The sequence below is a fragment of the Thauera phenylacetica B4P genome (assembly GCF_000310225.1).
Taxonomy (GTDB): Bacteria; Pseudomonadota; Gammaproteobacteria; order Burkholderiales; family Rhodocyclaceae; genus Thauera; species Thauera phenylacetica.
In genome coordinates this window covers 1-25314 of record NZ_AMXF01000043.1, presented here as the reverse complement: position 1 = coordinate 25314, position 25314 = coordinate 1, and the positions used below count along the sequence as shown (strand labels likewise).

General features: G+C 68.3%; 17 protein-coding genes, 1 tRNA gene and 1 pseudogene. 3 read left to right on the top strand and 16 right to left on the bottom strand.

Features of this window, described 5'->3' with window-relative positions; translation table 11 throughout:
• The 13 genes from C667_RS26660 to C667_RS08195 all read right to left on the bottom strand — a co-directional run.
• On the bottom strand, nucleotides 1-1681 hold a 1681-nt coding region (locus C667_RS26660; protein WP_004360579.1), incomplete at its 3' end, for an AAA family ATPase.
• 25 nt (nucleotides 1682-1706) lie between these two features.
• Entirely contained in the window at nucleotides 1707-2747 is a 1041-nt protein-coding gene (tssG, locus tag C667_RS08250) for a type VI secretion system baseplate subunit TssG (RefSeq protein WP_004360577.1), read from the bottom strand.
• Nucleotides 2723-4600 carry a type VI secretion system baseplate subunit TssF gene (tssF, locus tag C667_RS08245; protein ID WP_004360575.1) on the bottom strand — a complete coding sequence of 626 codons (1878 nt, stop codon included), beginning with the start codon at nucleotides 4598-4600 and terminating at the stop codon, nucleotides 2723-2725. Before tssF ends, tssG begins: the two co-directional genes overlap by 25 nt.
• A 3-nt stretch (nucleotides 4601-4603) precedes the next feature.
• The gene (gene tssE / locus C667_RS08240) at nucleotides 4604-5110 is read right to left on the bottom strand and encodes a type VI secretion system baseplate subunit TssE (RefSeq protein WP_039921035.1); all 507 of its coding nucleotides are present in this window, start codon (nucleotides 5108-5110) and stop codon (nucleotides 4604-4606) included.
• Nucleotides 5103-5924, bottom strand: coding sequence for a type VI secretion system accessory protein TagJ (locus C667_RS08235; protein WP_004360571.1), 822 nt, complete (start codon nucleotides 5922-5924; stop codon nucleotides 5103-5105). The genes tssE and C667_RS08235 overlap by 8 nt, the downstream gene beginning before the upstream one ends.
• Before the next feature lie 48 nt (nucleotides 5925-5972).
• Nucleotides 5973-6455: an Hcp family type VI secretion system effector gene (locus C667_RS08230; protein WP_004360568.1), complete on the bottom strand. Its 483-nt coding sequence runs from the start codon at nucleotides 6453-6455 to the stop codon at nucleotides 5973-5975.
• A 79-nt stretch (nucleotides 6456-6534) separates the two neighbouring features.
• On the bottom strand, nucleotides 6535-7017 hold the full coding sequence (locus tag C667_RS08225; protein WP_004360566.1) for an Hcp family type VI secretion system effector: 483 nt from the start codon (nucleotides 7015-7017) through the stop codon (nucleotides 6535-6537).
• Between the two features lie 75 nt (nucleotides 7018-7092).
• Nucleotides 7093-8583: a type VI secretion system contractile sheath large subunit gene (gene tssC, locus C667_RS08220; RefSeq protein ID WP_004360564.1), complete on the bottom strand. Its 1491-nt coding sequence runs from the start codon at nucleotides 8581-8583 to the stop codon at nucleotides 7093-7095.
• A 32-nt stretch (nucleotides 8584-8615) separates the two neighbouring features.
• Nucleotides 8616-9143 (bottom strand): type VI secretion system contractile sheath small subunit, encoded by a 528-nt coding sequence (tssB, locus tag C667_RS08215; RefSeq protein WP_004360562.1) that lies wholly within the window; start codon nucleotides 9141-9143, stop codon nucleotides 8616-8618.
• A 51-nt stretch (nucleotides 9144-9194) separates the two neighbouring features.
• On the bottom strand, nucleotides 9195-10226 hold the full coding sequence (tssA, locus tag C667_RS08210) for a type VI secretion system protein TssA (RefSeq protein WP_004360560.1): 1032 nt from the start codon (nucleotides 10224-10226) through the stop codon (nucleotides 9195-9197).
• Between the two features lie 43 nt (nucleotides 10227-10269).
• Nucleotides 10270-15594, bottom strand: coding sequence for an MBG domain-containing protein (locus tag C667_RS08205; RefSeq protein ID WP_004360558.1), 5325 nt, complete (start codon nucleotides 15592-15594; stop codon nucleotides 10270-10272).
• A 121-nt stretch (nucleotides 15595-15715) separates the two neighbouring features.
• Nucleotides 15716-17290, bottom strand: a complete 1575-nt coding sequence (locus C667_RS08200) for a ShlB/FhaC/HecB family hemolysin secretion/activation protein (RefSeq protein WP_169317685.1) — start codon at nucleotides 17288-17290, stop codon at nucleotides 15716-15718.
• Between the two features lie 164 nt (nucleotides 17291-17454).
• Nucleotides 17455-19536 carry a CHAT domain-containing protein gene (locus C667_RS08195; RefSeq protein WP_086013448.1) on the bottom strand — a complete coding sequence of 694 codons (2082 nt, stop codon included), beginning with the start codon at nucleotides 19534-19536 and terminating at the stop codon, nucleotides 17455-17457.
• Nucleotides 19537-19915: 379 nt separating this feature from the next.
• Here C667_RS08195 and nadC point away from each other — a divergent pair, with 379 nt between their 5' ends.
• From nadC to C667_RS08180, 3 genes are all read left to right on the top strand, one after another.
• Nucleotides 19916-20761 carry a carboxylating nicotinate-nucleotide diphosphorylase gene (gene nadC / locus C667_RS08190; RefSeq protein ID WP_004360552.1) on the top strand — a complete coding sequence of 282 codons (846 nt, stop codon included), beginning with the start codon at nucleotides 19916-19918 and terminating at the stop codon, nucleotides 20759-20761.
• An 8-nt stretch (nucleotides 20762-20769) separates the two neighbouring features.
• Nucleotides 20770-21318 (top strand): DUF2946 family protein, encoded by a 549-nt coding sequence (locus C667_RS08185; protein ID WP_004360550.1) that lies wholly within the window; start codon nucleotides 20770-20772, stop codon nucleotides 21316-21318.
• Nucleotides 21319-21433: 115 nt separating this feature from the next.
• Nucleotides 21434-21518, top strand: a tRNA-Leu gene (locus C667_RS08180).
• A gap of 740 nt (nucleotides 21519-22258) precedes the next feature.
• On the opposite strand, the pseudogene C667_RS26810 reads toward C667_RS08180, so the two are convergent.
• The 3 genes and pseudogenes from C667_RS26810 to C667_RS26165 form a co-directional block, all read right to left on the bottom strand.
• Nucleotides 22259-22591, bottom strand: a pseudogene (locus tag C667_RS26810) (methyl-accepting chemotaxis protein); the annotation flags it as partial.
• A 727-nt stretch (nucleotides 22592-23318) separates the two neighbouring features.
• On the bottom strand, nucleotides 23319-24782 hold the full coding sequence (thrC, locus tag C667_RS08165; protein ID WP_004360546.1) for a threonine synthase: 1464 nt from the start codon (nucleotides 24780-24782) through the stop codon (nucleotides 23319-23321).
• Nucleotides 24783-25016: 234 nt separating this feature from the next.
• A partial coding sequence (locus tag C667_RS26165; RefSeq protein ID WP_004360544.1) for a hypothetical protein occupies nucleotides 25017-25314 on the bottom strand: 298 nt, incomplete at its 5' end.

The window sequence follows — 25314 nt, the reverse complement described above, 5'->3', positions numbered from 1 at the left end:
CCGCCACACCGGCAGGCTGCGCCGCCACAACGGGCGCAGCTTCCCCAGTCCCCTCGACGGCTTCGCCGGAGGGCGCCACGCTCGCGCCAGGCTCCGGCGCGGCCGCCTCCGCGGCGACCACCGGGCGATCCACGCGCCCGCCCTCAGCCCTCAACTTCGCGCGCAACTCCAGGATCTGGTCGACCAGGCCCTTCTCATCCTTCCAGCGCGCATCCAGCTCGCCCAGGCGCGCCAGCTCCTGCCCCCGGCGCGCCTCGGCGTCGGTGCGGCGGCCGCCGACCTCGATGCCGACCAGCTCCTCGCGCCCGATGATCTCGAGCTCGGTGTCCAGCGCCTCGATGCGGCGCCGGCAGTCCTCGACCTCGGCCGGTGTCGCGTGCTGGCTCACCGCCACCCGGGCGCAGGCGGTGTCGAGCAGGCTCACGGCCTTGTCGGGCAGCTGGCGCGCGGGGATGTAGCGGTGCGAGAGCCTCACCGCGGCCTCCATGGCCTCGTCGAGCAGCTGCACGCGGTGGTGCTTCTCGAGCACCGTCGCCACGCCGCGCAGCATCAGGGTGGCCTTGGCCTCGTCGGGCTCCTGCACCTGGATCATCTGGAAGCGCCGCGTCAGCGCCGGGTCCTTCTCGATGTACTTCTTGTACTCGGCCCAGGTGGTGGCGCCGATCGTGCGCAGGTTGCCGCGGGCGAGCGCGGGCTTGAGCAGGTTGGCGGCGTCGCCCGTGCCGGCCGTGCCGCCGGCGCCGATCAGGGTGTGGATCTCGTCGATGAACAGGATGATCGGCTTCGGGCTGGCCTGCACCTCGTCGATGACCTGGCGCAGGCGCTGCTCGAACTCGCCCTTCATGCTCGCCCCGGCCTGCAGCAGGCCGATGTCCAGCGTGAGGAGCTTGACGCCCTGGAGCAGCGGCGGCACGTCGCCCTGCACGATGCGCTGGGCGAAGCCCTCCACCACCGCCGTCTTGCCGACGCCGGCCTCGCCGGTGATGATCGGGTTGTTCTGGCGCCGGCGCATCAGGATGTCGACGATCTGGCGGATCTCCTCGTCGCGGCCGCGCACCGGATCGACCTCGCCCTTGCGCGCCTTCTCGGTGAGGTCGATAGCGAACTTGTGCAGGGCCTCCTGCTTGCCGAGCGCGGCCGGCGCCATCGCGCCGCTGGCCTCGCCAGGCTCGGCGGTGGAGCCGCTCGCTTCGCCGAGCAAGTCCTCGGGCGAGCCGCTGACGACCTGCACCAGCGCCTCGGACAGGTCCTCCGCGCGGATGCGCTCGAACTGGCGCGAGATCGCGTACAGGGCGTTGCGCAGGTAGGTCGTCTTGAGCATGCCGAGCAGCAGGTAGCCCGTGCGCACCGCGTTGTCGCTGAACATCAGCGAACCGTAGACCCAGCCGCGCTCGATCGCGTTGGTGATGTTCTCCGACAGGTCGGTGATCGAGGTCGCACCGCGCGGCAGGCGGTCGAGCGCGCTGGTGAGGTCGCGCGCGAGCACGGCCATGTCGACCTGGTAGTGCTTGATGATGCGGTGCCAGTCGCTGTCTTGCGCCTGCACGATCTGCATCACCCAGTGCTCGAGTTCGACATAGGGGTTGCCGCGCAGCTTGCAGAACACGGTCGCACCCTCGATCGCCTTGTAGGCCACCCGGTTCAGCTTTCCGAACAACGCCATCCGGCTGATCTCGCTCATTCCCCTTCTCCTTGCAATGGCCTACTCAATTCGCCTCGCGCGCGCGGCGTGCGAGCGCGTCCTCGGCATGCAGCGCGAGCGGGGCGGGATCGTCCTCGCCGCGCGGCCTGCCGAGCCAGCTCGTCCATCCCAGGCGCTGTCCGCCTCCCAGGCGAAGCGCCGGCACCTGCGCGCGCTGCAACACCAGGCGCACGTCCCAGTCGAGCTCGAAGCACAGGTACTGGCGCACCAGCGCGAGCAAGCGCGGCAGGGACCGCCCCCCGGGCAGGAAGGCCTCGTAGTCCGCGAGCCCCATCGGACCGAGACGAACGCGGAACTTGTGCTGGCGATCCCACACCCGCCCGCCCAGCACCACCCCGAAGCCGAGCCGTGCGCCCGCATCGCCGCTGCCCAGGCGCGTGCGCTCCGCCTCGGGCAGCCTCATCCAGTGGCCTGCGAAGGCCTCAACCTGCGCCGCCACGCCGAAATAGTCCGTCAGGATCGCCTGCAGACCGTCGCCATTGCGCACCTGGCGGGCGAACAGGCCGGAATGGAAGAGCTTGACCCGATCCCCGGCTGCATCGCGCCGGCGCAGGCGATCCGGGCCGATGCCCAGCAGCGCGCCCACATACATCGCGAAGCGATCCTGTGCCGGACGGTCGAGCGACACGTCCGGCTGCGCCTGCGCCCAGGCGCGATAGAACAACGCCAGCAGGCGGTGGTGGAAGAGGTCCAGGAAGCTCGCGAAGGTCGCGTCGCCGTGATGCAGCTGACGCTCACGGGCGTATTCGGTGAGATGCAGCGGCAAGGGCCCGTTGGGGCCGAGCAGGCCGAAGATGCGCTGCACCAGCCTGGGCGGGCGGGCGTCCTCGGCGGGCCGGAAGGCCGAGATCGGCGCGGGCGCGAAGGACATGGACGCCTCCTGCGCCAGGCGCAAGGGCTCGTCGGCCGGGCGCAGCGCCTGCCCCAGCCTGGGCTTGTCCGCGAACAGGCATTCGATGCGGCGCAGGGTCTGGTAGAAGTCGTACGCGTACGGCTTCTGCTCGAGCGCGCGCAGAAAGGCTAGACGATCGGCCGGTTCCCGCATCGCGGCACCCAGCGCATGATCTCGCCGCGGCCACTCGCACGCAGCACCGTTTCGACGAAGGAGTTGATCGACACGTAGCGTCCGAGAAAACGCTCCATCACCGCGCCGAACAGGAAGGCGCTCCCGCCCTGGAAGGCCATCTCGTCGATCTCGAGCTCGACCTCCAGCCCACGGCCGAAGCTCACCGGGCCGGGCAGCGGGAAGCGCCGCACCACGGGCTTGACCCGCAGCGCGCGCAGGCCTTCGACCTGACGCACGACCGCGCCGTCGCCCGCGAGCGCGTAAAGTTCGAGCATCTCTCGCATGGCGGCGGCCGCGTCGCCGGCGTCGCCGTGCGAGAGCGAGAGGTAGTTGAGCGACAGGTGGCTGATGAACTGCCAGGCCACGCTGCCCTCGCGCAGCGCCGAAACCGGCCGCGTCGGGCCCTTGAGCACACGCACCGCGGTCACCGGCGCGGCGGAATCCAGGGTGAAGTCGGTCTTGCCCAGCCCGATCGGCATCTGCAGCGGCAGGTCGCGGTTGGTGCACAGCACCCGCACGGAAAGCTGTCGCAGCTCGTCGGCGTAGGGGGCCTCCTCGGGGTCGACCAGGGAGATGAACACCTCGCTGCCCACGTAGCTCGTGCGCGTCCCGCGGCGCTTCTGCTCCTCGGTGAGCAGCCGCGGTTCGCGCTGCTGGCAAAAATACGCCGCATGCTGTGCCGACTCGTGGTGGAAGGCCGCATAAAGCGGCAGGAACTCGCGTTGCGCCTGCACGCCGCCGCTGCCGAAGCCGGTCACCGACTCGATCGCATGGACCTCGAAATCGATCGGGCGGGTGCGATCGACGACGACGTGGTAGTCGTGGCCGCCGTCCCCGACGTGGATGCGGTCGGCGTTGCGCTCGAGCAGGTTGATGGCCGGTGCGCAGAACAGCCTCACGTTGGCGGCGTCGACCACGCCCTCGAGCGTGGGGTCGCCGCGCGAGAACAGCAGCACGATCTCCAGCTCGCTGCCACTGCACTCGCGCGCGGGTGCGCCGAGGCCGTGCAGGTCGATGAAGCAGAAGCGCTGGGGAAAGGCAGCGTACTCGTGGAACAGCCGATAGCCCTGGAATCCGCGCAGATTGACCGGCAGCAGGGCCTCGTCATCCTCGAAGCCGAGGGCACGCACCTCGCCCGCCGGCACGAACCGGCACGCCGACGCCCCCTCCCCCGGCGGCTGCACGAGCATGCCGACGCAAGCCCCTAGGGCGAGCTCGTAGAGCTTGAGCGCCACCTCGTCGCCGCCGCCAAGATAGATCGGCAGGCGGGCGAGGTCCAGATCGGCGATCCCCAGCCCCGCACCGCTGCGCAAGCGGATGCGCAACCCGCCCTTGACCCGACGCCCGCCGGGCAGTTGCTGCAAGGGCAGGTCGGGTGCGAAGGAGAAGTAGCTGGCCGCGACCACCTCCAGCGGCAGCAGGCAGACCTCGTGCGCGGTGCGGAACTCGCACGCGGTCGTCTCGCCGCGTGCGACCGTACCGTGCATGGTGCTGCCACGCGGGATACGGAAGCCGCGCGCCAGGTTGGCATCCTGGATGTCGGGCTGGAACTGCGCGATCACCATCGCCGGCGTGGGCGCGAGAAACTGCGGATAGACGATCTCCAGCATGCGCTGCGTGAAGCGCGGGAACTCGGCATCGAGCTTGAGCTGCACGCGCGCGGCGAGGAAGGCGAAGCCCTCGAGCAGGCGCTCGACGTAGGGGTCCGCGACCTCGATGCCGTGCATGCCCAGCCGCGCAGCCACCTTGGGGAACTGCGCGGCGAACTCGGCCCCCATCTCGCGCACATGGCGCAGCTCCTGGTCGTAGTAGCGCAGCAGGCGCGGATCCATGATTCAGCGCCCGAGGTCCTGGATCTCGATCTGGCCGGTCTCGAGATCGACGTTGGTGCGCAGCAGCAGCTCGATCGGCGTCGGCTGCGCCCACAGGCTGCCGCGGATCTCCACCTCGATGCGGTTGTGGCGATCGAGGGCGATCTGTTCGGCCAGGGCGCGCAGCTTCAGGCTGGCAGGATCGATACGCGGCTCGAACTCGAGGATCGCCTGGCGCATCGCGCGCTCGAGCTGCATCACGTCGAGCGTCGAGGCGGTCTCGCCGGCCAGCGCCGGCAGCCCGAAATTGACCACCGAGCGCAGCGCCAACGGCATTCCCGGCCAGTCCTCCGCATCGGCCATGCGGGTGGCGTTGAACAACCAGCCCAGATCGCGCAGCACGCTCTGGCGCATGCGCTGGCGCGAGATCAAGCGCTCCGCGCGCGGTTCGAGCCGATGATCGGGTTCGTCGTCGGTCAGGCGGTCGAGCAAGGCGGGCTGCAATCGATCCTTCGGGACGCTGTCAGCCATGGTCCGCCACGGCCTCCGCGTCCTCGCCGAGGCGCACCTGCCGGATGTCGAGCAGCGGGTATTCTCCGCTGTCGGTCGCCAGCACACGCTGCCCCAGACCGCAGAACACACCGGGCCGGCACTCGCTCCACACCGACTTGCGTGCGAGCGCGACGAGCCCCTCGTCGGCCGACTCCGAACCCGGATAACGCACCGGGATCAGCGCGACGGCCTCGCCCCCGTTGATGAAGCGAAGATGGGCGGGCAACCAGACGGCGTCGCGCAGATCGGTCGGCTCTTCGAAGTCGATGCGCGCCAGGCGACAGAACGGGATCCAGTAGTAGCGCCCATTCACGATGGCCTCGAGCACCGGACCGAGGCGCATGTCGCAGTCGGCGATCCACGCGAAGGCCTTGCCATCCACGCTGCCGCTGGTGGTGGGGGCGAGCTCGAAGGCCTGCTGGCGCAGCCGCTCGCCGGCCTCCTCCTCGCCCCGCCCCGCACGCAGCAGGGATTCGATCAGCAGCGCGATCCAGGTCTCGGGCTCACCGAACAGCATCGGCGAGCGGATCCCGGCGAAGACATCGGCGCGCACACGCTCACAGCCGATCGCGTCGCGGTAGGTCTCGCGCATCGCGATCGCGGCGGCGTCCATCTCGGCGCACACCTCGAGCTGGCTCAGCGCCCGCTCCCAGCGCCCGAGCACGCACAGCAACTGGAACAGGAACACGCGCAGGCGAGCATCCTCGGGCTTGGCACGGATGGCGTCCTGGAGTCGATCGAGTGCAAGCGGAAGATCGCCTGCCCGGACCGCATTCTCGGCATCGGTAATCATTCGACCTCCCGGGGTACGCCCCGTCAGCGTGGATGAAGGCAGGCGCGCTCAGATCGTCTCGGCCTCGAACAACATCGAGCCCATTCCCAGCCCGTCCGGCCCCTGCGGTACATATTCGATACTGATCTTCTGGAAGGAGAAGCTGAGCCGTTCGACGAGCTCGGGGTGCTCCTCGCCCACCGATTCCACGTCGAGCGAGGTGATCCGGCCCTGCTCCATCACCACGATGTAGTAATCCAGCGGCGCCTTGCCGGCCTTGCGCACGGTAAGCGTGGCCTTCTTGATCAGGTCGTTGTTGCGCAGCGCCGCCATCAACGGAGTCGAGGCGCTGTCGACCTGCTTGCTGATCAGGAACTCGCGCATCGACGCCTTCGCCAGGCTTCCTCCGCCGCCCATCTCGGTCTGGGCGCGCATGCCCCAGGACCACGAGAGTACGTCGATCTCGCCCTTGCGTTCCGCATCCTCGGATTCGCCCTTGATCGTTCCCGACCGGGCGCCCTCCACCTTGAGGAACATGTCGCTCTTGGCCATGCTCGGATCCCCGCCCATCGACCACAAGATCAGGAAGCCCGGGGGCCGCAGCAGCGCCCCCGGGCCACCGGCCGCCGCATCAGGCCGGCTGGTTCTTCGCGATGTTCCAGGCGACTTCCTTGGCCGAGTCGCCGGTGCCGTCCTCCTTCTGCGGGGTGTACTCGAGCTTGAACTCGGCGAAGTTGAGCGAGATGCTCTCGGTCAGCCGGTCCTCGCCACCACTCCCGCCGGTCGCCACCGAGGTGACGATCACTTCCTTCATGGTCAGCTTGATGTACTCGAGCGCCTCCTTTCCGGCCTTGCGCACCGTGAGTTTGGCTTCCTTGAAGTGGCTGCCGTCGCAGCAGGCCTTGATCAGGGCGTGGGTGGACGCGTCGACGAACTTGACGAAGTTGATGTCCTGCACCGAGACCTTCCCCGATCCGCCGCCGCCCCCGGTGTGGGTCGTCCCCGACTGGGACATGCCCCAACTCCAGGACAGGACGTCGATCTCCTTTGCGTGCTTGCCGTCGGCCGACTCGCCTTGGATGTCGCCGATCTTGATGAACATATCTACAGCCATGATGACTCTCCCATATCAAGGGCACACGAGCGAACGAGCGCGGCGGAACCGGGGCCCGCGCCGCGCCCCTGGTCCTTACGCCGCCTTGGCCGATGGCAGCTTGGACACCAACCTGAGCGACACCGTCAGCCCCTCGAGCTGATAGTGCGGCCGCAGGAAGAACTTCGACGTGTAGTAGCCCGGGTTGCCTTCCACCTCCTCGACCACCACCTCTGCCGCCGCCAGCGGCTTACGGGCCTTGGTCTGCTCGGAGGAGTGGGCCGGATCCCCATCCACGTAATTCATGATCCACTTCTGCAGCCAGCGCTGCATGTCCTCGCGCTCCTTGAACGAACCGACCTTGTCACGCACGATGCACTTCAGGTAATGCGCGAAGCGGCAGCAGGCGAAGAGATACGGCAGGCGCGCGGCCAGGTTGGCGTTCGCGGTTGCGTCGGGATCGTCGTATTCGAAGGGCTTCTGCAGCGACTGCGCGCCGATGAAGGCGGCGAAGTCGGAGTTCTTGCGATGCACGATCGGCATGAAGCCGTTCTTCGCCAGTTCGGCCTCGCGGCGGTCGGAGATCGCGATCTCGGTGGGACACTTCATGTCCACCCCGCCGTCGTCGGTCGGGAAGGTGTGCACCGGCAGGCCTTCCACGGCGCCGCCCGATTCGATGCCGCGGATCCGCGAACACCAGCCGTAGAGCTTGAACGAGCGGTTGATGTTCACCGCCATCGCATACGCCGCGTTGGCCCAGGTGTAGCGCGAATGATCGGCCGCCCCGGTGTCCTCTTCGAAGTCGAAGGCATCGACCGGGCTGGTCTTCGCCCCGTAGGGCAGGCGCGCGAGGAAGCGCGGCATCGCCAGGCCGATGTAGCGCGCGTCGTCGGATTCGCGCAGCGAACGCCAGGCGGCGTACTCCGGGGTGAGGAAGATCTTCGTGAGGTCGCGCGGATTGGCGAGCTCCTGCCAGGAGTCCATCTGCATCAGGGTCGGGCTCGCCCCCGCGATGAAGGGTGAATGCGCGGCCGCGGAGACCTTGGCGATCTCGCCGAGCAGTTCGACGTCGGGCGGGCTCTGGTCGAAGTAGTAGTCACCCATCAGGCAGCCGAAAGGCTCGCCGCCGAACTGGCCGTATTCTTCCTCGTAGATCTTCTTGAACACCGGGCTCTGGTCCCATGCGGTGCCCTTGAACTTCTTGAGGGTCTTGCCGAGGTCCGCCTTGGAGATGTTCATGACGCGGATCTTGAGCATCTCGTCGGTCTCGGTGTTGTTCACCAGGTAATGCAGACCGCGCCAGGCGCCCTCGAGCTTCTGGAAATCCGGGTGGTGCAGGATGACGTTCACCTGCTCGGTCAGCTTGCGGTCGAGCTCGGCGATGATCGCCTCGATCGACTTGACCACATCCGGGCTGATCACCGTGGTGTTCGCCAGCGCCTGCTGCGCCAGCGTCAGCACGGCCTGCTCGACCGCGCTGCGGGCCTCGTCGGTCTTGGGCTTGAATTCCTTCTGCAGCAGCGAGGCGAGTTCGTCGCCCTCGAGCGCCACACCGGCGAGTTGGGTGCTTTGTTGTACTTCGGCCATCGCAATTCTCCTCGATCCGTTTTCGTGCGCGTTCAGGCGCCGCCGCCTTCAGCCGGCTTGCCTTCGTCTGCCGGCTTCGGCGCGGCGGCCAGCGACTGCAGCAGGGCCGGGTCCTGGATGACCTTGGCGATCAGCTCCTCGGCGCCACTCTTGCCGTCCATGAAGGTGATCAGGTTGGCGAGCTGCTGCCGGGCCTCGAGCAGCTTGTTGAGGGCATCGACCTTGCCGGCCACCGCGGCGGGCGAAAAGTCGTCCATGCTCTCGAAGGTGATCTCGACATTGAGGTTGCCCTCGCCGGTCAGCGTGTTCGGCACCTGGAAGGCGACACGCGGCTTCATCGCCTTCATGCGGCTATCGAAGTTGTCGACATCGACCTCGAGGAACTTGCGCTCGTCCACCTTGGGCAGCGGCTCGGCCGGCTTGCCCGAAAGATCGGACAGCACTCCCATCACGAAGGGCAGCTGGATCTTCTTCTCGGCGCCGTAGAGTTCGACGTCGTATTCGATCTGCACCCGCGGGGCGCGGTTGCGCGCAATGAACTTCTGGCTGCTGGTGACCACGTCGGTTCTCCTTGTCGAGCGGATGAAACGGTTTGCTGCGATCGGCGGTGCTCAGTCCTTCTGCTCCGCTCCGGCGATCGACTCGATCTGCTTGAGGCTCTCGGGTGCCATGTCCCGGATGATGTCCACGAAATTCATGCTGACCAGCCTGCGCGCCCGACGGATCAGCAAGGGCGCGGGATTGGTCGGTTCATTGCGCTCGAAATACTCGATGACGGTATCGAGCATCCTCAGCGCGTCGTCCCGGTTGCGAACCTCGCCGCTCATCCCCTCCTCCGTCTGCGGCGCCAACCGATCCGCATCCACACCCCTTTCCGACTCCCCGGCCCCGGCCTGCGTCGCCTGCGCAGGCGCCGGCGCGACGCGCGCGCACACCTGCTGCACCAAGCCCAGCAAGGCCAGCAAAGGGGCGAAATCGACCGCGCGATCGGCCCCCACCCGCTCGACCAGCGCCCCTGCGAGTGCTCGCGCACTGGCCAGGGTCTTGCCGACGCCGGAGGCGATCCCGGGGTCGGCCAACACCGCGTCCGCGAACATCCTGTCCACCTGCGCTTGCGAGAACGCCTGCTCGTCGGGACGCGGCGGCATCTTCCCCGCGGCCACCTCGACGTCGCGGACCTTCAAACCGCCACCGAAACGCACCGGCAACACCATCGAGAACCGCAGGTCCTTGAGCAAGGCGCCTGCGTCCACCAAAGGGGCCAGCGCATTCGATCGAACGATCGGATCGAAGTCGTCATCCGGATCGAGCCGAGGGTGAAGCGCATCCCAGTAGCGTTCGATCAGTCCCCTGATTATTTCTAGTCCATACTCGAGCGCGGAGAAACCCTCGGTTTTAACCAAGGCACGTGCGAGCAGGACCGCCACGCGCAAATCCTTCGAGCGCAGCAACAAACCCTCGGCGGCGGCGCGCACCTCGGACCAGCGCGGCTCCTGCGCGGGGATGACGGTATCGCCGTACTGTTGCGCGATGCGCTCGCGCGACGCCTCTTCCAGCGCCTGGAATGCGGGGTCGTACTCGAGGTCGGGGCCGCAGGGCGGGAGCTCGGTTGTCTCGGCGAGCAGGGCGTCTGAATCGATCAAGAGGTACTCCGGAAGAAAGGGCGGCAAGCGCCGCCCGAAGGGTTCAGAAGTCGCTGCACGGATTGCGTTCATCCACACCGATGCAGTTGGAAAGATTGGGCCGCGAGCGCACCCGCGACCACTCCATCGCCAGCAGATCGCCTGCCTGCGCGGCGCCGGCGCCGATCAACGGCCCACCCGCGAAGCACATCGGCGGCAGGCCGAAGTTACGCTCATGCACCCGCGAAGACTCGCCGGTCGGGCGCAGCACCGCGCCCTGCTCCGGCCCCGGCGCGTGCGCCGTCACGGTCAGCGCGCCAAGGTTTTCCGGGGCCTGCTCGAACCGGTAGTTCTGCGCGCTCAGCCCGCTGCCCTCGATCGGGTACGCGCCCGGAGGGCTAAACGGTCCCGCCGGGCTCGCGAAGACGAGCGCGCCGCTGGTCGCCGTTTCGAGCGTGTCGCCCACGACGAAGCCACTGACCGAACCGCTCAATGGCGGATTCGGAACGCTGTAGGGCCGCGTGGCAGGCGTGGCGACATAGGTCAGCATCGCGGGGTCGATCGTCAGCGCCTGCACGTTCGACTCCGCGGATGCAATCAGATAGTTGCCCGCGCTCAGCCCGCTCGCCGTCACCGCATACCGCCCCACCGCGCTGCGCTGGGTCGCCGGCGTCGACAAGTCCAGCGTGCCCGTCGTGGCGTTGGCGAGCGTGTCCTCAAAGAGAAAACCGCTCACCGTCGCCGAAAACGCCGGGTTGGCCGCGCCGTAGAGACGCGAGACCGGATCGACCGTGACCAGCAATGTCGCCGGATCGATCGTCAGCGCCTGCGTGTTCGAGCTTGCCGATTCGATCAGGTAGTTGCCCGCGCTCAAGCCGCTCGCCGTCACCGCATACCGGCCCACCGCACTGCGCTCGGTCGCTGGCGTCGACAAGTCCAGCGTGCCCGTCGTGGCGTTGGCGAGCGTGTCCTCAAAGAGAAAACCGCTCACCGTCGCCGAAAACGCCGGGTTGGCCGCGCCGTAGAGACGCGAGACCGGATCGACCGTGACCAGCAATGTCGCCGGATCGATCGTCAGCGCCTGCGCGTTCGAGCTTGCCGATTCGATCAGGTAGTTGCCCGCACTCAAGCCGCTCGCCGTCACCGCATACCGGCCCACCGCGCTGCGCTCGGTCGCTGGCGTCGACAAGTCCAGCGTGCCCGTCGTGGCGTTGGCGAGCGTGTCCTCAAAGAGAAAACCGCTCACCGTCGCCGAAAACGCCGGGTTGGCCGCGCCGTAGAGACGCGAGACCGGATCGTCCGTGACCAGCAGCGTCGCCGGATCGATCGTCAGCGCCTGCGCGTTCGAGCTTGCCGATTCGATCAGGTAGTTGCCCGCGCTCAAGCCGCTCGCCGTCACCGCATACCGGCCCACCGCGCTGCGCTCGGTCGCTGGCGTCGACAACAACAGGGTTCCCGTCGTGGCATTCGCCAGCGTGTCGGCGAGCAGGAAGCCGCTCACCGTAGCCGAGAAGGCAGGGTTGGCAGTGCCGTAGAGACGCGACACCGGGTCGACCGTGAGCAGCAGGGTCGCAGGGTCGATCGTCAAGGAGCCCTCGCTGACCTCCAGCAGATACCCGAAAGGCGACACCAGGCTGCCCGACGAATTTCCGATCGTATAGTCGCCGACCGGCGACCCCTGGACCGCCGTCGTCCCTAACGCGCCGGAGAGCACGTCGGCGGCGAGATCGCCGTTGACGAGGCCATCGACCGCGGGCTCGAATCCCAACTCCGGAATCGGATCCCCATACGTCAGGCTGACGTCCAGGGCGACGATGCTCAGCGTCGGCTGACCCTCGAAGACCATGAGATTGCCCGTCGCCGGGAGCGTCACGCCAGTCACGCATCCGTCGGAGAAACTGCAGCCATAAAATCGGGAAGCGTCATCGGCAAGATCACCGAGGTCTGCCGCGGTACCCCAGGTGGACGCCCACACCTGCCAGCGCCCGCCTGTGCCGGGGGTGAGCTCGGCACCCGGCGCGGCGAAGAACCCGCCGTCGGCCACGAGGGTGATGTTCGAATTGGCATCGAGCGTGGTGATGCTCTGCCCCAGGGTGAGGCTTCCGTTGATCGTCCGGACGAAAAAGTCTCCGTAGGAAGAGGAGTCGGCGGCAGCAAGGACCTGGACCGTAGCACTTGTGGTCGAATAGCCAGGGCCCGACAGCGGTCCGATGACCACGGCTCCGTCGTTGACGAAGGCGAACGATGCCGGCGGGTCGACGGCCAGGGTGCCGACGCTGTTCGCATACTTCGTCAGGTCGATGTTCGCAGCATCCGTCGCGCGCACGAGCAAGGCATCGGCCACGATCGGACCACCTGCCGCCTGGACCAGCGGACCGGAGGATGCCAAGGTCAGCGTGTGCCCGGCAACGTCCAGGCCGCCGAAGGAGATCCCGGAAGAGCCATCGCCTTCGTTCTGCAGGGTCAGGTTGGCGTTCAGGGCCAGGCCGGACTCGGACGTCCTGATCTGCCCGATGTGCGTGTCGCTTCCGACCACGACCGAAGCGACGTCCTCGATGGCGGCGAGATCGCGCGGCTCGATTTCGAAGCCGTTCCCCGTGCTCGTGCCCACGCCGATCGGGACCGCATCGGCACGCTCCCGCTCGATTCCGTCCAGCCCCCCGGGAACCAGCACCAACGAACCCGTAGTCCGGATGGATGCCGGCCTAGCGATGCCATCGTCGAAATAATGGAGTTCGATGCTGTCGGCCGCTCCACCATTGCGGGCACGGAGGATGATGTCGCCAAGCTGGGTCTCGTCACCGCCACCCAGCACCACGTTGCCCAGCACCAGCCCCGGCCCCGAGGTCGCGGTCGTGTCACCCGTGATCTCGAGCCGTCCGGTGCCGGAGCGCACGGAGGTCTCTTCGGCGCCAAGCGAGCCGTACGAGAGGCGGACACCGATGCTGCTGCCGCTCCAACCGGCAATCGTGACATCTCCTCCACCCGATGCGATCGACGTCCGGTAGAGGTTCACCGCGTCGTCGTCACTGCTCTCGCCGCGAATCTCGACACCGCTCGCACCAAAGATCTCCGACCGGCCTTCGGGCGACTGCTGCGAACTGGCAGGGACATACACGCCGTAGGCGAGCAAGCTCTTGCCGAAGATGCCGACGCTTCCCGCCTTGGATTCGATCACGCTGCGCTCGAGCTTCACGCCATCATCGTCGTGCGTGTTCTCGCCGCGAAGATCGACACCTGCAAAACCCGAGATCGTCGAGTCGAGCACATTCACGCCATGGGAGACGACATCGTTCCCTTCACCCAAGCCGATGATGTTCACGGCGCCGAGCGTCGCGTCGACCCGGCTCTGCAGCAGGTATACCCCGTCGTCCGCAGCGCTCGTTCCGTCGATGAGCACTCCCTCGCCGCCGAGGATGCCGGTCGACGAAGACTCCACCCCGGCACCACCGATTCCGCCGATTCCGAAGATCCTTACAGTGCCGCCCCGCGCTTCGATCGTGTTCGAATACGCGCCGGACTCCAGGATCACGCCCTGCAAGCGCACGCCTTGGCGGCCAACTTCCCCGCTCCCACGAATCGAAATGTCTCCCGCCCCCGTGTCGATCGTCGAATCTTCGATCCGAACACCCGCCAGATCGACTTCATCCTCACGGCCAGAAGCGTAACCATTGTCTGCGTCGCCCTGACCATAAATGCGAAATGCTCCGCCGTTCGTGACGATTCTCGCGCCCGCAATATCGACTCGCCCCAAATTCGCATCCGCCGTGTCGGCGCTCAGATCCACGTCCAGTGAGCCCGCGCCGACCGCCTCGATGCGGGCGCCGGGCTCGATCCGGATGTCTCGATGTGCCTCGAGCGTGAGCGATACGCGCCCGCCACCCGTGTATCGGATTGCCGGGGCTGGACCCTCCTCCGTATCCCTCTCCATCGTGATGTCGCCGGCTCCACCCTCGCCCGTTCCGGTACGCACCACCACACTGGTTCCCTGGTTGAGCGCGTTGGAGAGAATGATGTAACCGATGCTGGCAGGTGAGTCCACTGGAACGAAGACCGGCCCTTCTTCCTCGTCGATGTTTTCATTTGCATCACCGGGGACGATGCGGAGATCGGTGGGATCCAGCAACCACTGACCCACCTTGCCCGCTGGCGCCGTCGCGCTCACCCGTGCTCCGCTCACATCCAGAAAGGCGCCCGAGGTCTCGACCAGGCCACCATCGCCGCCCGCCGGACCACCGCGCGCGCTGAAGCTGCCATGCGCACGCGTCGCGTCGTCGCTCCATGCCACCACCTTGCCGCCCGCGCCAGCCACCGTCGCATCCGCCTTCACGCTGGCCCTCGGCCCGACATAGGTCGCCTTCGCATTGCGCACCGCCGGATTGCGCCCCTGGTAGTCGCCACCGACGAGCACCGCTCCTCCGCCCGCGGCGCCGGAGGCGTCGAGCGCGGCAGCTCCGCTCACGGCCACGTGGTGACCGAGCACCTGCACCTCGCCCCCGCGTCCGCCCGCCTGCGGCGCGCTCGCGTCCAGCACACCCGACACCTCGGTGACGCCCGAGTCGCCGCCGTCGAGGACGATGCGTCCACCGCGCTCGCTGAGCCCGCGGGCGCGCACGACGCCGGTCTGGTTGACCACCCGCGAGCTGACCTCGGCGAGCGCGCGCGCGCTCAGCAGCACCTGCCCGCCGTCGGCGATCACGGCACCGCCGTTGTCGACGAGGGCCTCGAGCGTGGCTCGCGTGACGGTGAGGCGGGACAGTCCGTCGCCGGCCAGGTCCAGCGTCATCTCCTCGCCCGCAGCCATCGCGACAGTGCCGAGCTGCGCGCGGATCGTGCCGTTGTTGGCCACCCGGCCACCCATCAGCGCCACGGTGCCACGCTCGGCGACGTTGATCGAGCCGGCGTTCTCGACCGCAGCCGGCCCCTCCAGCGCGCGGAAGCGGAGACGGTCGGCGACGAAGTCGTCGTTGTCGATGTCGAGCGTGGAGGCCACCAGCGACCCCACGTTCACCGCGGCCGCCTCGCCGAACACCACGCCGTTGCGATTGATCAGGAAGACCTTGCCGTTGGCGTCCAGGCGGCCCTGAATCTCGCTGCGCGAAGCGCCCGTCACCCGGTTGAGGATGGCGCTGCCGGCCCCCGGCTGCTCGATCCGCACCTGTTCGCCCGCGCCGATCGAGAAACCCTGCCAGTTGACGATGGCCTTGTCGCTCGCCTGCCGGATCACCATGCGCGACGCGTCGGGCCGGCCCACCTCGACCACCCCGTGCGCGGTGGTGTTCCCCTCGGGAAGCGCCCACGCCGGCCAGGCCTGGGAGAAGGCGAGCGCAAGCGCCGCCGCGAGGATGCGGGGCGCCGGTGCGCTGCGATACGGGCGGATCGTTTTCATGGTGTCCTCCTGCGGCACATGCGGGCAGACGCGACGCACGGAATGCGCGGGTCAGTACGCGTAAGTCAGAACGCGTGAGTCAGAACGCGTGAGTCAGAACGCGTGAGTCAGAACGCGTGAGTCAGAACGCATGAGTCAGCTGCACATAAAGACGCGGAACGCGGTCGCGATCGACCTCGCCGCGTGCGCTGGTGCGCCAGGCCAGGCTGGTCCGCAGCACGGTTTCGCCGGCGAGGCTCCAGAAAGCGCCGACGCCCGCCCCGCGCAGCGATACGCTGTTGTCGGTGCCACCCAGGGCGTGGCGATCGCTGTGCCCCCAGCCCCAGTCGTGAAAGAGCTGCACGGACAGCTCCGGGGTGAGCGCGCGACGAAGCTCGAGCGTGGCGACGTGGCCCACATCGACCGTCGCCTCGGAGGGCGCGTAGGCGCGCACCGCGCGCGGCCCGCCGAGCGCGACCTTCTCCGCGCTGTCGAGATTGCGGCTGGCGAACTGGCCGCTGATGGCGAAATAGAGCGAGGTCTTGTCCATCAAGGCATTCAGGCGCGACAGCCCGTAAGTCCACCGGGTGAAGTTCCCGGCACTGCGACGTCCCGCCTGATCTAGCGCAAGCGCGTCGGGATCGAGCCGCAGGCGACCGCGGTGAACGGTCAGTTCGGCGCTCATGTAACCACCACCCAGCCAGTCGTCGCGTTGCTCGTAGTTCAAGCCTGCGTGAACGCTGCGCAGCTTCTTGTCCTCGGTGAAGCCGACGGCATCCAGGCGATCGTCAAGCCGCTTCGCCTGCCAGCCCAGCCGGCCGAACAAGTTGCGCGCGCGCGAGCGCACGAAGGGATGGGTGAGCCCGACCTCGACCAAGTCGGCCTCGCCGTTCGCGTCGAGTGCGGCGAATTCCTCGCCGAGTTCGTACTCCACCCGCGCGACCGATACGCCGAACCGCGTCCCGCGCCCGCCCACCGGCAGCTCGTAGCCGACACGGCCATAGGCAAGGCGGCCGCCCGTGCCCGCCTGCAGGCGCACGTCGAGGTTGTCGCCGAGGCGCAGCGGACTGTTGATGCGTCCGAGCAGGCCGGCGCGGTACTCGGAAGTGCTGCGCGAGCCGTGGTTATCGACGTCGACCATCAGGTCCCAGCGCCGGCGTGGCGCGACCTCGAGCACCAGGTCCACGCTGCCCGGCTCCGTGCCCGGCTCCAGCGCAGCCTCCGGTCGCAGGCCCGGCAGGTCGGACAACAGCAACATGGTGCGCTCGAGCTCGGCGCCGCGCAGCGGCTCGCCACTCGGCAGGCCCGCGGCGATGTCGCGGATCACGGCCTCCCGGACCGGCGCGGCCGCATCGATCGTGGTACGCACCGCGCCCATCCGCCCTTCGATCACGGAAAGCTCGACCCGCCCGTCCTCGATCGCCTGTGCTGGAACGATCGCCTCGGCGAGCAGGAAGCCGGCCTCGCGATAGCGCGCGCTAACCTGCGCCGCCATGGCCTGCAGATCGGCGAAGCTCACCTCCTTCCCCAGCCACGGCGCCACCTCGGCCTGCAGCTGTGCGTCCGTGAAGGCGCTGTTGCCGGCGAACCGCACCGCCCGCAACACGAAGGACGGACCGGCTGCCGCAGCCGGCGCGGGGGCCGCACGCTCGGGCAGCAGCGGCGCCTCCTCGGTGCCGGGCGGGACCCGCTCGGGCGGGCTCGCCTCGCGCAGCACATCCCCCGCCCCCGGCGGCATCTGCGCCCCCGCAGGCGGGGTCACGACCAGCACGGCCCCCGCGATCAGGCAGGCGCGCAGCCCGTATACCTTCGAACCGCTCGATCGGGATGTCTTCATGATCCGGGACGCTCCATGGAGAGGACAGCGGTACGGGACAGGACTCAGGTGCCGCCACGCAGGCGCCAGTCGCCGATGAGGTTGAATGGCGCCCAGAAGAACGGGTGCGCAAACCCCGGCTGCTGCAAGGTGGCGACCTGCGCCTCGCGCATCGCCTCCACGGCGGCGGTCCCGCGCACGAAGGCGGAGTAGAAACGCGTCATGAGGAACTCGGTCGAATCGTCGGCCACCGGCCACAGCGAGGCGACCAGGCCTCCCGCGCCCGCGGTCAGGAAGGCGCGCGTGAAGCCGAGGATCTCGTCGCCACGGGCGATGCGACCCAACCCGCTCTCACAGGCCGACAGCGTGACCAGCGCCACGCCGCCGAGGTCGACGTCGTAGACCTCGCGGGCCTCGAGGAAGCCCGGGTCGTCGGCCGCGCCGGCGAGGAGGATGCGCGAGTGCAGCGGATCGACCGCATCGACCTCGGCATGCGCCGCGACGTGCAGGATGCGTCCGGCCCCCGCGCTCTCGCGGAAACGTTCCTTGGACGCCTGCTCGCGGAAATACACCCGGCGCTCGGGAAACAGGTCGCTGATCCGCTCGACCTCGCGCTCCGCGCCGGGCAGTCCCTCGCGCGCCTGGCTGGCGGGGTTGCCGAAGGCCACCAGCGCACCCGATGCGCCCGCACCCCGGCGTGCCAGCTGCAGGGCCACGCTCGCCGAGGGGGCGATCACGATGCCGCGCTCCTCGATCAGGTAACGCCCCGCAGTGCCGACAAGGGCCTGGAAGGGTAGGTAGTGCAGCGCACCATGCGGGACCACGACCAGCCGCTCGGATCCGGACGGCAGGCCGAGCGGCTCGACGATGCGCGCATGCAGGGCGCGCGCGAGCGTCCGGGTATCGCCGGCGCGCCTGAAGATCGACCGGCGAAATTCTTCCACCATCGCCTCGAGCTCGCCGCGGGCGATCGGCAGCACCTGCCCCCGCAGCGTGCCGGGCGCGACCACCCAGGCGACCAGGCGGTCGTCGAGCGCGTGGTATTGCAGCAGCAACTCTCCGGGCTGCAGCGCGGCTTGCAGCTCGCCCAGACCCGCAGCCCCGACTGCTTCGTCGAGCCGCCCTCCGCCGTCCACCCGACCGCGCAGCGTGTCGAGCAGGGCACGCCCGCGGCTGCGTTCGGAGAGCGCCCAAGCGCGCTCGACCTCGCCGAGATCCATCGACAACGCGACCGCGAGCTCGAACACCTGCTGCATGTCGCCGAAAAGGCCGGTCTTGAACTCTTCGCTGCGAAAGCGCGCACGGACGCCTTCGGCGAGGGTCGCGGCCTCCAGTGCGCGCTGCTGCGCCTCGCGTCGGTCGCCCCGTGCGATCCAGGTGCGTGCAAGGCCATCGAGCGCCCACAGGCGGTTGTAGTCGGCGTCGGCACCGATGGCCGTGCGGGCGGCGGACTCGAACGCGGAGGCCGCTTCATCGAGGCGCCCCTCGGCCAAGAGCAGGCGGCCCTCGATGCGCGCGCGCAGCGGGCCGAGCGCCGCCTCGGCGGGTGCCTGCCGCTCGTACACCGCACGCGCCTCGCCGACACGACCGGCGCTCAGGTAGGCATTGACCAGCGACAGATCGACCAGCGCGCGGAAGCGTTCGCTCGCCACCTCGGCCGCCTTGGCATACAAGCCGATCGCCTCATCGTAGCGGCCACGCCGCGCCGCCACGTCGCCGAGGGTCTTGTAGGCAGGCCCGGCAACGATCGCGGGATTCTTCGCCACATGCTGGAGCGCCTCGCGCGCGTGTCGCTCTGCGCTGTCGAGATCGCCCGCGTAGCTGTACGCGATCGCGAAGTCGCGCTTGGCCAGCGCGACGAGGTCCTCGTTTCCCTCCGCCAGTCCCACATGCAAGGCACGCGCCGCGGAGCGGATGCTTTCGCGAAGTTCGCCACGCTCCGCCTGGCTCACGGCCTGACTGCAGTAGCGATAGCCGTCTAGCCGGACACGATCGCGGCGATACAGCAACTGCCCCTCCGCGGTGAGCGCCTTCAGGGTCTCCGCATCGCGCAGCCGTGCCTGCGCGCTGTCGAACACCGCTCCCCCGCCCACGGAGGCCTGCGCGAACACCGAAGGCGCCGCTCCCCACACCAGGCACAGGGCCACGAGCCCTGCCGCACGCCGCACACTCGCCCGCATCGTCGACATGACCACACCCCTCTCGCCACTGCTGGGAAACCATTTGCGGACAGGCACGCCTGCGCCACGCGCTGCGCCTGCTGACAAGGCTGCGGGGACCGGTCCCGTCGAGCGCCAGCCAAAGCTCACCCGATCGAAGCAGCCGATCGGCCCGCCAGCCCGGTCGCAAGACGGTCCGCGCACGCCATCTGGCGTGCCGCCCTCCTTTTTTAATCTAGCCAAAGGTGCCGCGCTTGCAAGCCGAATATGCCCGGTGCCCCCCCGCCAGACAGGGCCGTGCGTCGCGCGCGGCGCCAAGTGTGCGGGTGTTAAACTGAAACCTTTCACTCCTTCGCCAGCCCACGTCATGCTCTCCGAACAGCTCCGCGTCGAAATCCAGCGCAACATCGCAGCCTCGCTCGCCGAGGACATCGGCACCGGCGACCTCACTGCCCGCCTGATCGCGCCCGACACCGAGGCTCGCGGCCGGGTCATCACCCGCGAGGACGCGGTCATCTGCGGCACCGCGTGGTTCGACGCCGCCTTCGCCGCGCTCAGCCCTGCGGCGGTAGTGCACTGGCACGTCAAGGACGGCGACAGCGTCAAGGCCGACCAGACCTTGTGCGAGATTGCCGCGCGCGCCCGCGTGCTGCTCACCGCGGAACGTACCGCGCTCAACTTCCTGCAACTGCTCTCGGGCACCGCCACCGTCACGCGCCGCTTCGTCGATGCGGTCGCGGGGACCAAGGCCAGGATCGTCGACACCCGCAAGACCCTGCCCGGGCTACGCCTGGCGCAGAAGTACGCGGTCGCGATCGGCGGCGGCACCAACCACCGTGTCGGCCTCTACGACGGCATCCTGGTCAAGGAGAACCACATCATCGCGGCGGGCGGCATCCGCGAGGTCGTCGAGCAGGCGCGCACGATCGCGCCCTCGAACGTGTTCATCGAGGTCGAGGTCGAGACGCTCGAGCAGATGCGCGAGGCGCTCGATGCCGGCGTGAAGATGATCCTGCTCGACAACATGACGCTCGAGCAGATGCGCGAGGCGGTGGCCATCAACGCCGGCCGCGCCGAACTCGAGGCCTCGGGTGGCGTGAATCTCGACCGCGTGCGCGCGATCGCCGAGACCGGTGTCGACCGCATCTCGATCGGCACCCTGACCAAGGACGTGCGTGCGCTCGACCTGTCGCTGCGTCACGTGGAGCGCTGAGGGCGAACGTGTCCGGAGCCGCAGTCACGCCCCCCAACTGGCCGAGCGGACCGTCCTGCCACGGCTGGCTCGCGCTCGACGCGCGCGGAGCATGGCGGCTGCGTGGTGAGAAGATCTCCCATGCGGGTCTGCTCGCCTTCCTCGATGCCCACTACGGGGCGGACGATCGGGGCCGGTGGTTTGTACAGAACGGCGCCCAGCGGGTCTTCGTTGATCTCGAGGCCGCACCCTTGATCCTGCGACTGCACCCCGAGGGCGCCCTCCTCGCGCACACGGGAAAGGCGGTCATCCCGCGCGCCCCGGTCCTGCTCGATGAGAACGGCAACGCGTTCCTGCCGACCAGCGACGGGCCCGGCATGATCGACGACCGCGACCTTGCCACCTTCGTGGCCGCGCTGCGCTGCGCGAGGGGAGATCCACCAGGCGAGGCCGCTCTGCTTGCGATGCTCGCCGGAGAGATGGTCGCAGCCCTCTTTTGGCAAGGCCTCGCGGTCGAGTCCTGCCCCCGCGCGGACATCGCGCAACGCCTGGGATACCAGTCACACCCCGCGCCTTGAGAGACGGTCGCCCTCTGCAGGCAGCAATCCGGAGAAATCTGCATCCGGGGTGTTGACCCACCCTGGTGAGGTACGGCTATAATCCGCGCCCTTGCTGAACGCGCTGAGCAGGAAAGCCTTGGTGGTGAAATTGGTAGACACGCTATCTTGAGGGGGTAGTGGCGAAAGCCGTGCGAGTTCGAGTCTCGCCCAAGGCACCAGAGGCGATCGAGCGGCTGCCCGCTTGCCCGCCGGCCCGTGCGGCCCGGCCCAGCAGCGACGGCGCAAAGCCGATGCGGAAGACGCCCCAGCGCCGGTTCCCGACCACGATCGGGAACGACAGGTCGCACAATACCTCCCCTGTATCCCTGACGTAGGTCTGCAACAGCATGCGTTCGCGCGAGGCGAGCGCGCGCCTGCAGGTGCTGTCGTCGAAGATGCGCTTGTGACGGCTGAACGCAAGATCGTGCTGGGGATCTCCGTTCGGCAGCTCGGAGAAGCGGCGGTTGTGCACCGGCATGTAGCAATTGCTGTCGAAGGCTCCGCAGAACGCCACGCCCGGCACCTCCTCGAGCAGTCCATCATAGAGTTCCTGAAGCTCCCTCTCGACCGCGCGGTCATAGCTGGTGTTGTACTTCTGCGGGGAAGTCCCCGGTATGGGCTGGTAGCGGGTGTCGAAGACATCGAGCGAGGCTGCCTTGGCCTGCAGGAAGCCCGAGACAGCTTCGCAGTGGCGCTCGCCGGCCGCGATCAGGCTGTCGTAGGCGGAATCGCCGAGCCGGAAGCGGCTGGACAAGATGTGCAGCATCTCGGTGTGTTCGCGCAGGACCTCCGATACCGTCGCAGACTCGTCCATGCGCCCGCTCACCTCGGCAGCCAGCTCGGTCACCCGCCCCACGAGCGCGTTCATCCCGGCGTTGTCCTCGTGGATGCGCTGGATCGCCCCGGTGACATCGAGCAGTTGCTCGTTCATCTGCCGCAAGCCCCCCAGCATCGCGCTGAAGCTGTCCGCGGATCGCTGCACGACCTCGTGAGCCCGGCTGGAGTTGTCCCGGATCTGGCAGGTTTCCGCCTCGGTGCTGCGCACCAGCGCGAGCATGGACTCGGAATTGGAGGCGATCACCGCGGTCGCCGATTTGACCTTTTCCGAGAGCTTGCGCACCTCGTCGGCGACGACCGCGAAGCCGCGCCCCGCTTCGCCGGCCCGAGCGGCTTCGATGGCCGCATTGAGCGCGAGCAGATTGGTCTGGTCGGAGATGTCGTTGATCAATTGCCCGATGTCGCGAATCTGCATCGCGCGCTGGCTCAGTTCTTCCACCGTCCCCGCGAACGCACCGACCCGATCACTCACCTCGCGGATGTTGCGGGTCGTCTCCGAGAGCTCTTCCTGACGTTCGCCGATGGCGGCGAGATTCGCCTGGGTGGCGGTACCGATCGATTGCGCATGCCCCGCAACGCGATCCACCGCTTCGCCCACCCTGCGACTGCCAGCGAGGATCTCGCCGGTGAGCTCACGCTGCTGACGCGCGCTCGCTGCCGCCTGGCCGATGCACAGATTCAGCCGTGCCGCACCGACCGCGATCTCCGTCCCGCTTCCGCGCAATTCGCCGATGACCTGGCGCATCGTGACCACGATGGGATTTCGTCCGCCTTCACTGCCCTCGCCAATATCGCGCCGAACATCGCTCTCGCCGGACTCGAGCGACGCCACCGCGGCCACTGCCGTACGGTCGCTCTTGCTCGAGGCCACCCAGAACGCACCGAGAACGGCACTCAGCCCGGAAACAAGCCCCAACCAAGGCGGCGCGCCGAACTCGTGAGCCGCAAGGGAGACCGCGCTCGCCACCCCGACGAGCGCGGCGACCACACGGAGCGAATCCATCGACAAACTTTGGGGGGGCATTCCGACAAGCTCCTGAAAGCATCAAGTTCCGATCGACTCGGATAAACAAACCTTCTGGAGTATCGACGCCTACGCGCGGAACTTCAGCAATTATCGCCACCTGCCCCCCCCGGGGCACTCAGACCCGCTCGGCAATGAAACGCTTCACCGCCTCGGCGTCGGGCGCCATCACCTCCACGCGCTGCGGCAGCTTCTCGATGCCTTCGAGGTCGGCGGGACGCTCCGGCTCGCGGCCGAGCGCCTCGACGATGGTCTCGGCGAACTTCACCGGCAGCGCGGTCTCCAGCACCAGCACCGGAACGCCCGCGGGCACCGCGGCAGCGTGTTCCCAGGCCACCTTGACGCCGTCGGCGGTGTGGGTGTCGATCATCACGCCGTACTGCTCGAAGACCTTGCGGATGGTCGCCAGCCGGTCGGCGTGGCTGCTCTCCCCGGACACGAAGCCGAACGCGCCGATGCGGGCGAATTCGTCCGTGCCGGACAGATCGAACGCGCGCCCGGCATCGACCTCGGCCCACAGCGCAGCCACCTTCCTCGGGTCGCGGCCGACCAGGTCGAACACGAAGCGCTCGAAGTTCGAGGCCTTGGAGATGTCCATCGACGGGCTCGAGGTGACGTGGGTCTCGGCGGCCCTGCGCGGGCGATACACGCCGCTGCGGAAGAACTCGTCGAGCACGTCGTTCTCATTGGTGGCGAGGATCAGCCTGGCCACCGGCAGGCCCATCTGGCGGGCGATGTGGCCGGCGCAGATGTTGCCGAAGTTGCCCGAAGGCACGCAGAAGGCGACCTGCTCGTCGTTGCTCTCCGTCGCCGCGAAGTAGCCCTTGAAGTAATACACGATCTGCGCCGCCACCCGCGCCCAGTTGATCGAATTGACCGCGCCGATCTTGTGCCCGGCCTTGAAGGCGTGATCGTTGGAGACCGCCTTCACGATGTCCTGGGCGTCGTCGAACATGCCCGTGACAGCGATGTTGAAGATGTTGTCGTCCTGCAGCGAGTACATCTGCGCGCGCTGGAAGGCGCTCATCTTGCCGTGCGGCGACAGCATGAAGACGCGCACGCCGTGCTTGCCGCGCATCGCGTACTCGGCCGCCGAGCCGGTGTCGCCCGAGGTGGCGCCGAGGATGTTGATGGTCTCGCCGCGCTTCGCGAGCACGTACTCGAACAGGTTGCCGAGCAGCTGCATCGCCATGTCCTTGAAGGCGAGCGTGGGGCCGTTGGACAGTTCGAGCAAGCCAAAGCGGCCGCGGCCGTCGGCGTCCTTCTCCAGCCAGTGCACCGGGGTGATGTCGCGCGCGTCGTCGCCCGCGCGCACGTGGCGATAGACCTCGGCGGTGTAGGTCTTGTCGCAGATCGCCTTGAGATCAGCGGCGGGGATGTCGGTGATGAACTTGGACAGGATCACGAACGCCAGCTCTGCGTAGGACAGGCCGCGCCAGGCGTCGAGCTCGGCGCGCGTCACCTGCGGATAGGTCTCGGGCAGGTAGAGGCCACCGTCAGGGGCGAGGCCGCCGAGCAGGATGTCGCAGAATTCCGGATTGGCGGGCTGGCCGGCGTGGCCGCGGGTGGAGAGATACTTCACGTGGGCAGTCCTTCAGAGTGACTTGGTCGGCGCGCGCCGTCCGGCGCAAAGGCGGGATTCTAACGAATTCGGCGGACGAATTCGGGCCGCGCACGTGCACCGATCCCGACCTGGGACCCGGACGTCCCACGCCGCGACGAGCGCGCGCACCCACGCCCCCGCGGGCGCCCGTGATGGGCAAGCCGGCCGAATATGCCGCACGCCCGCGGCCCGCACACCGATACAATGGGATCTTCACACCATGAACGGGAGTCCGCCATGAACCTCGGAAACATCCTCGGCCAGATCCTTCAACAAGGCATGGGCCAGCAGGGCCGCTCCCGCCTCGACCACGCCGTGGGTGCCGGCGGCATCGGAGACGTGCTCGGCGGCCTCCTCGGCGGGCGCGCGGCCGGCGGCGGCACGGGTGGCGGCATGGGTGGCGGATTGGGCGACCTCCTCGGCGGTGTGCTCGGGGGCGGCCGTGGCGGCTCCGCGGCGGATGGCATGGGCGGCCTGGGCGAAATCCTCGGCGGCGCGCTCGGCGGCGGCC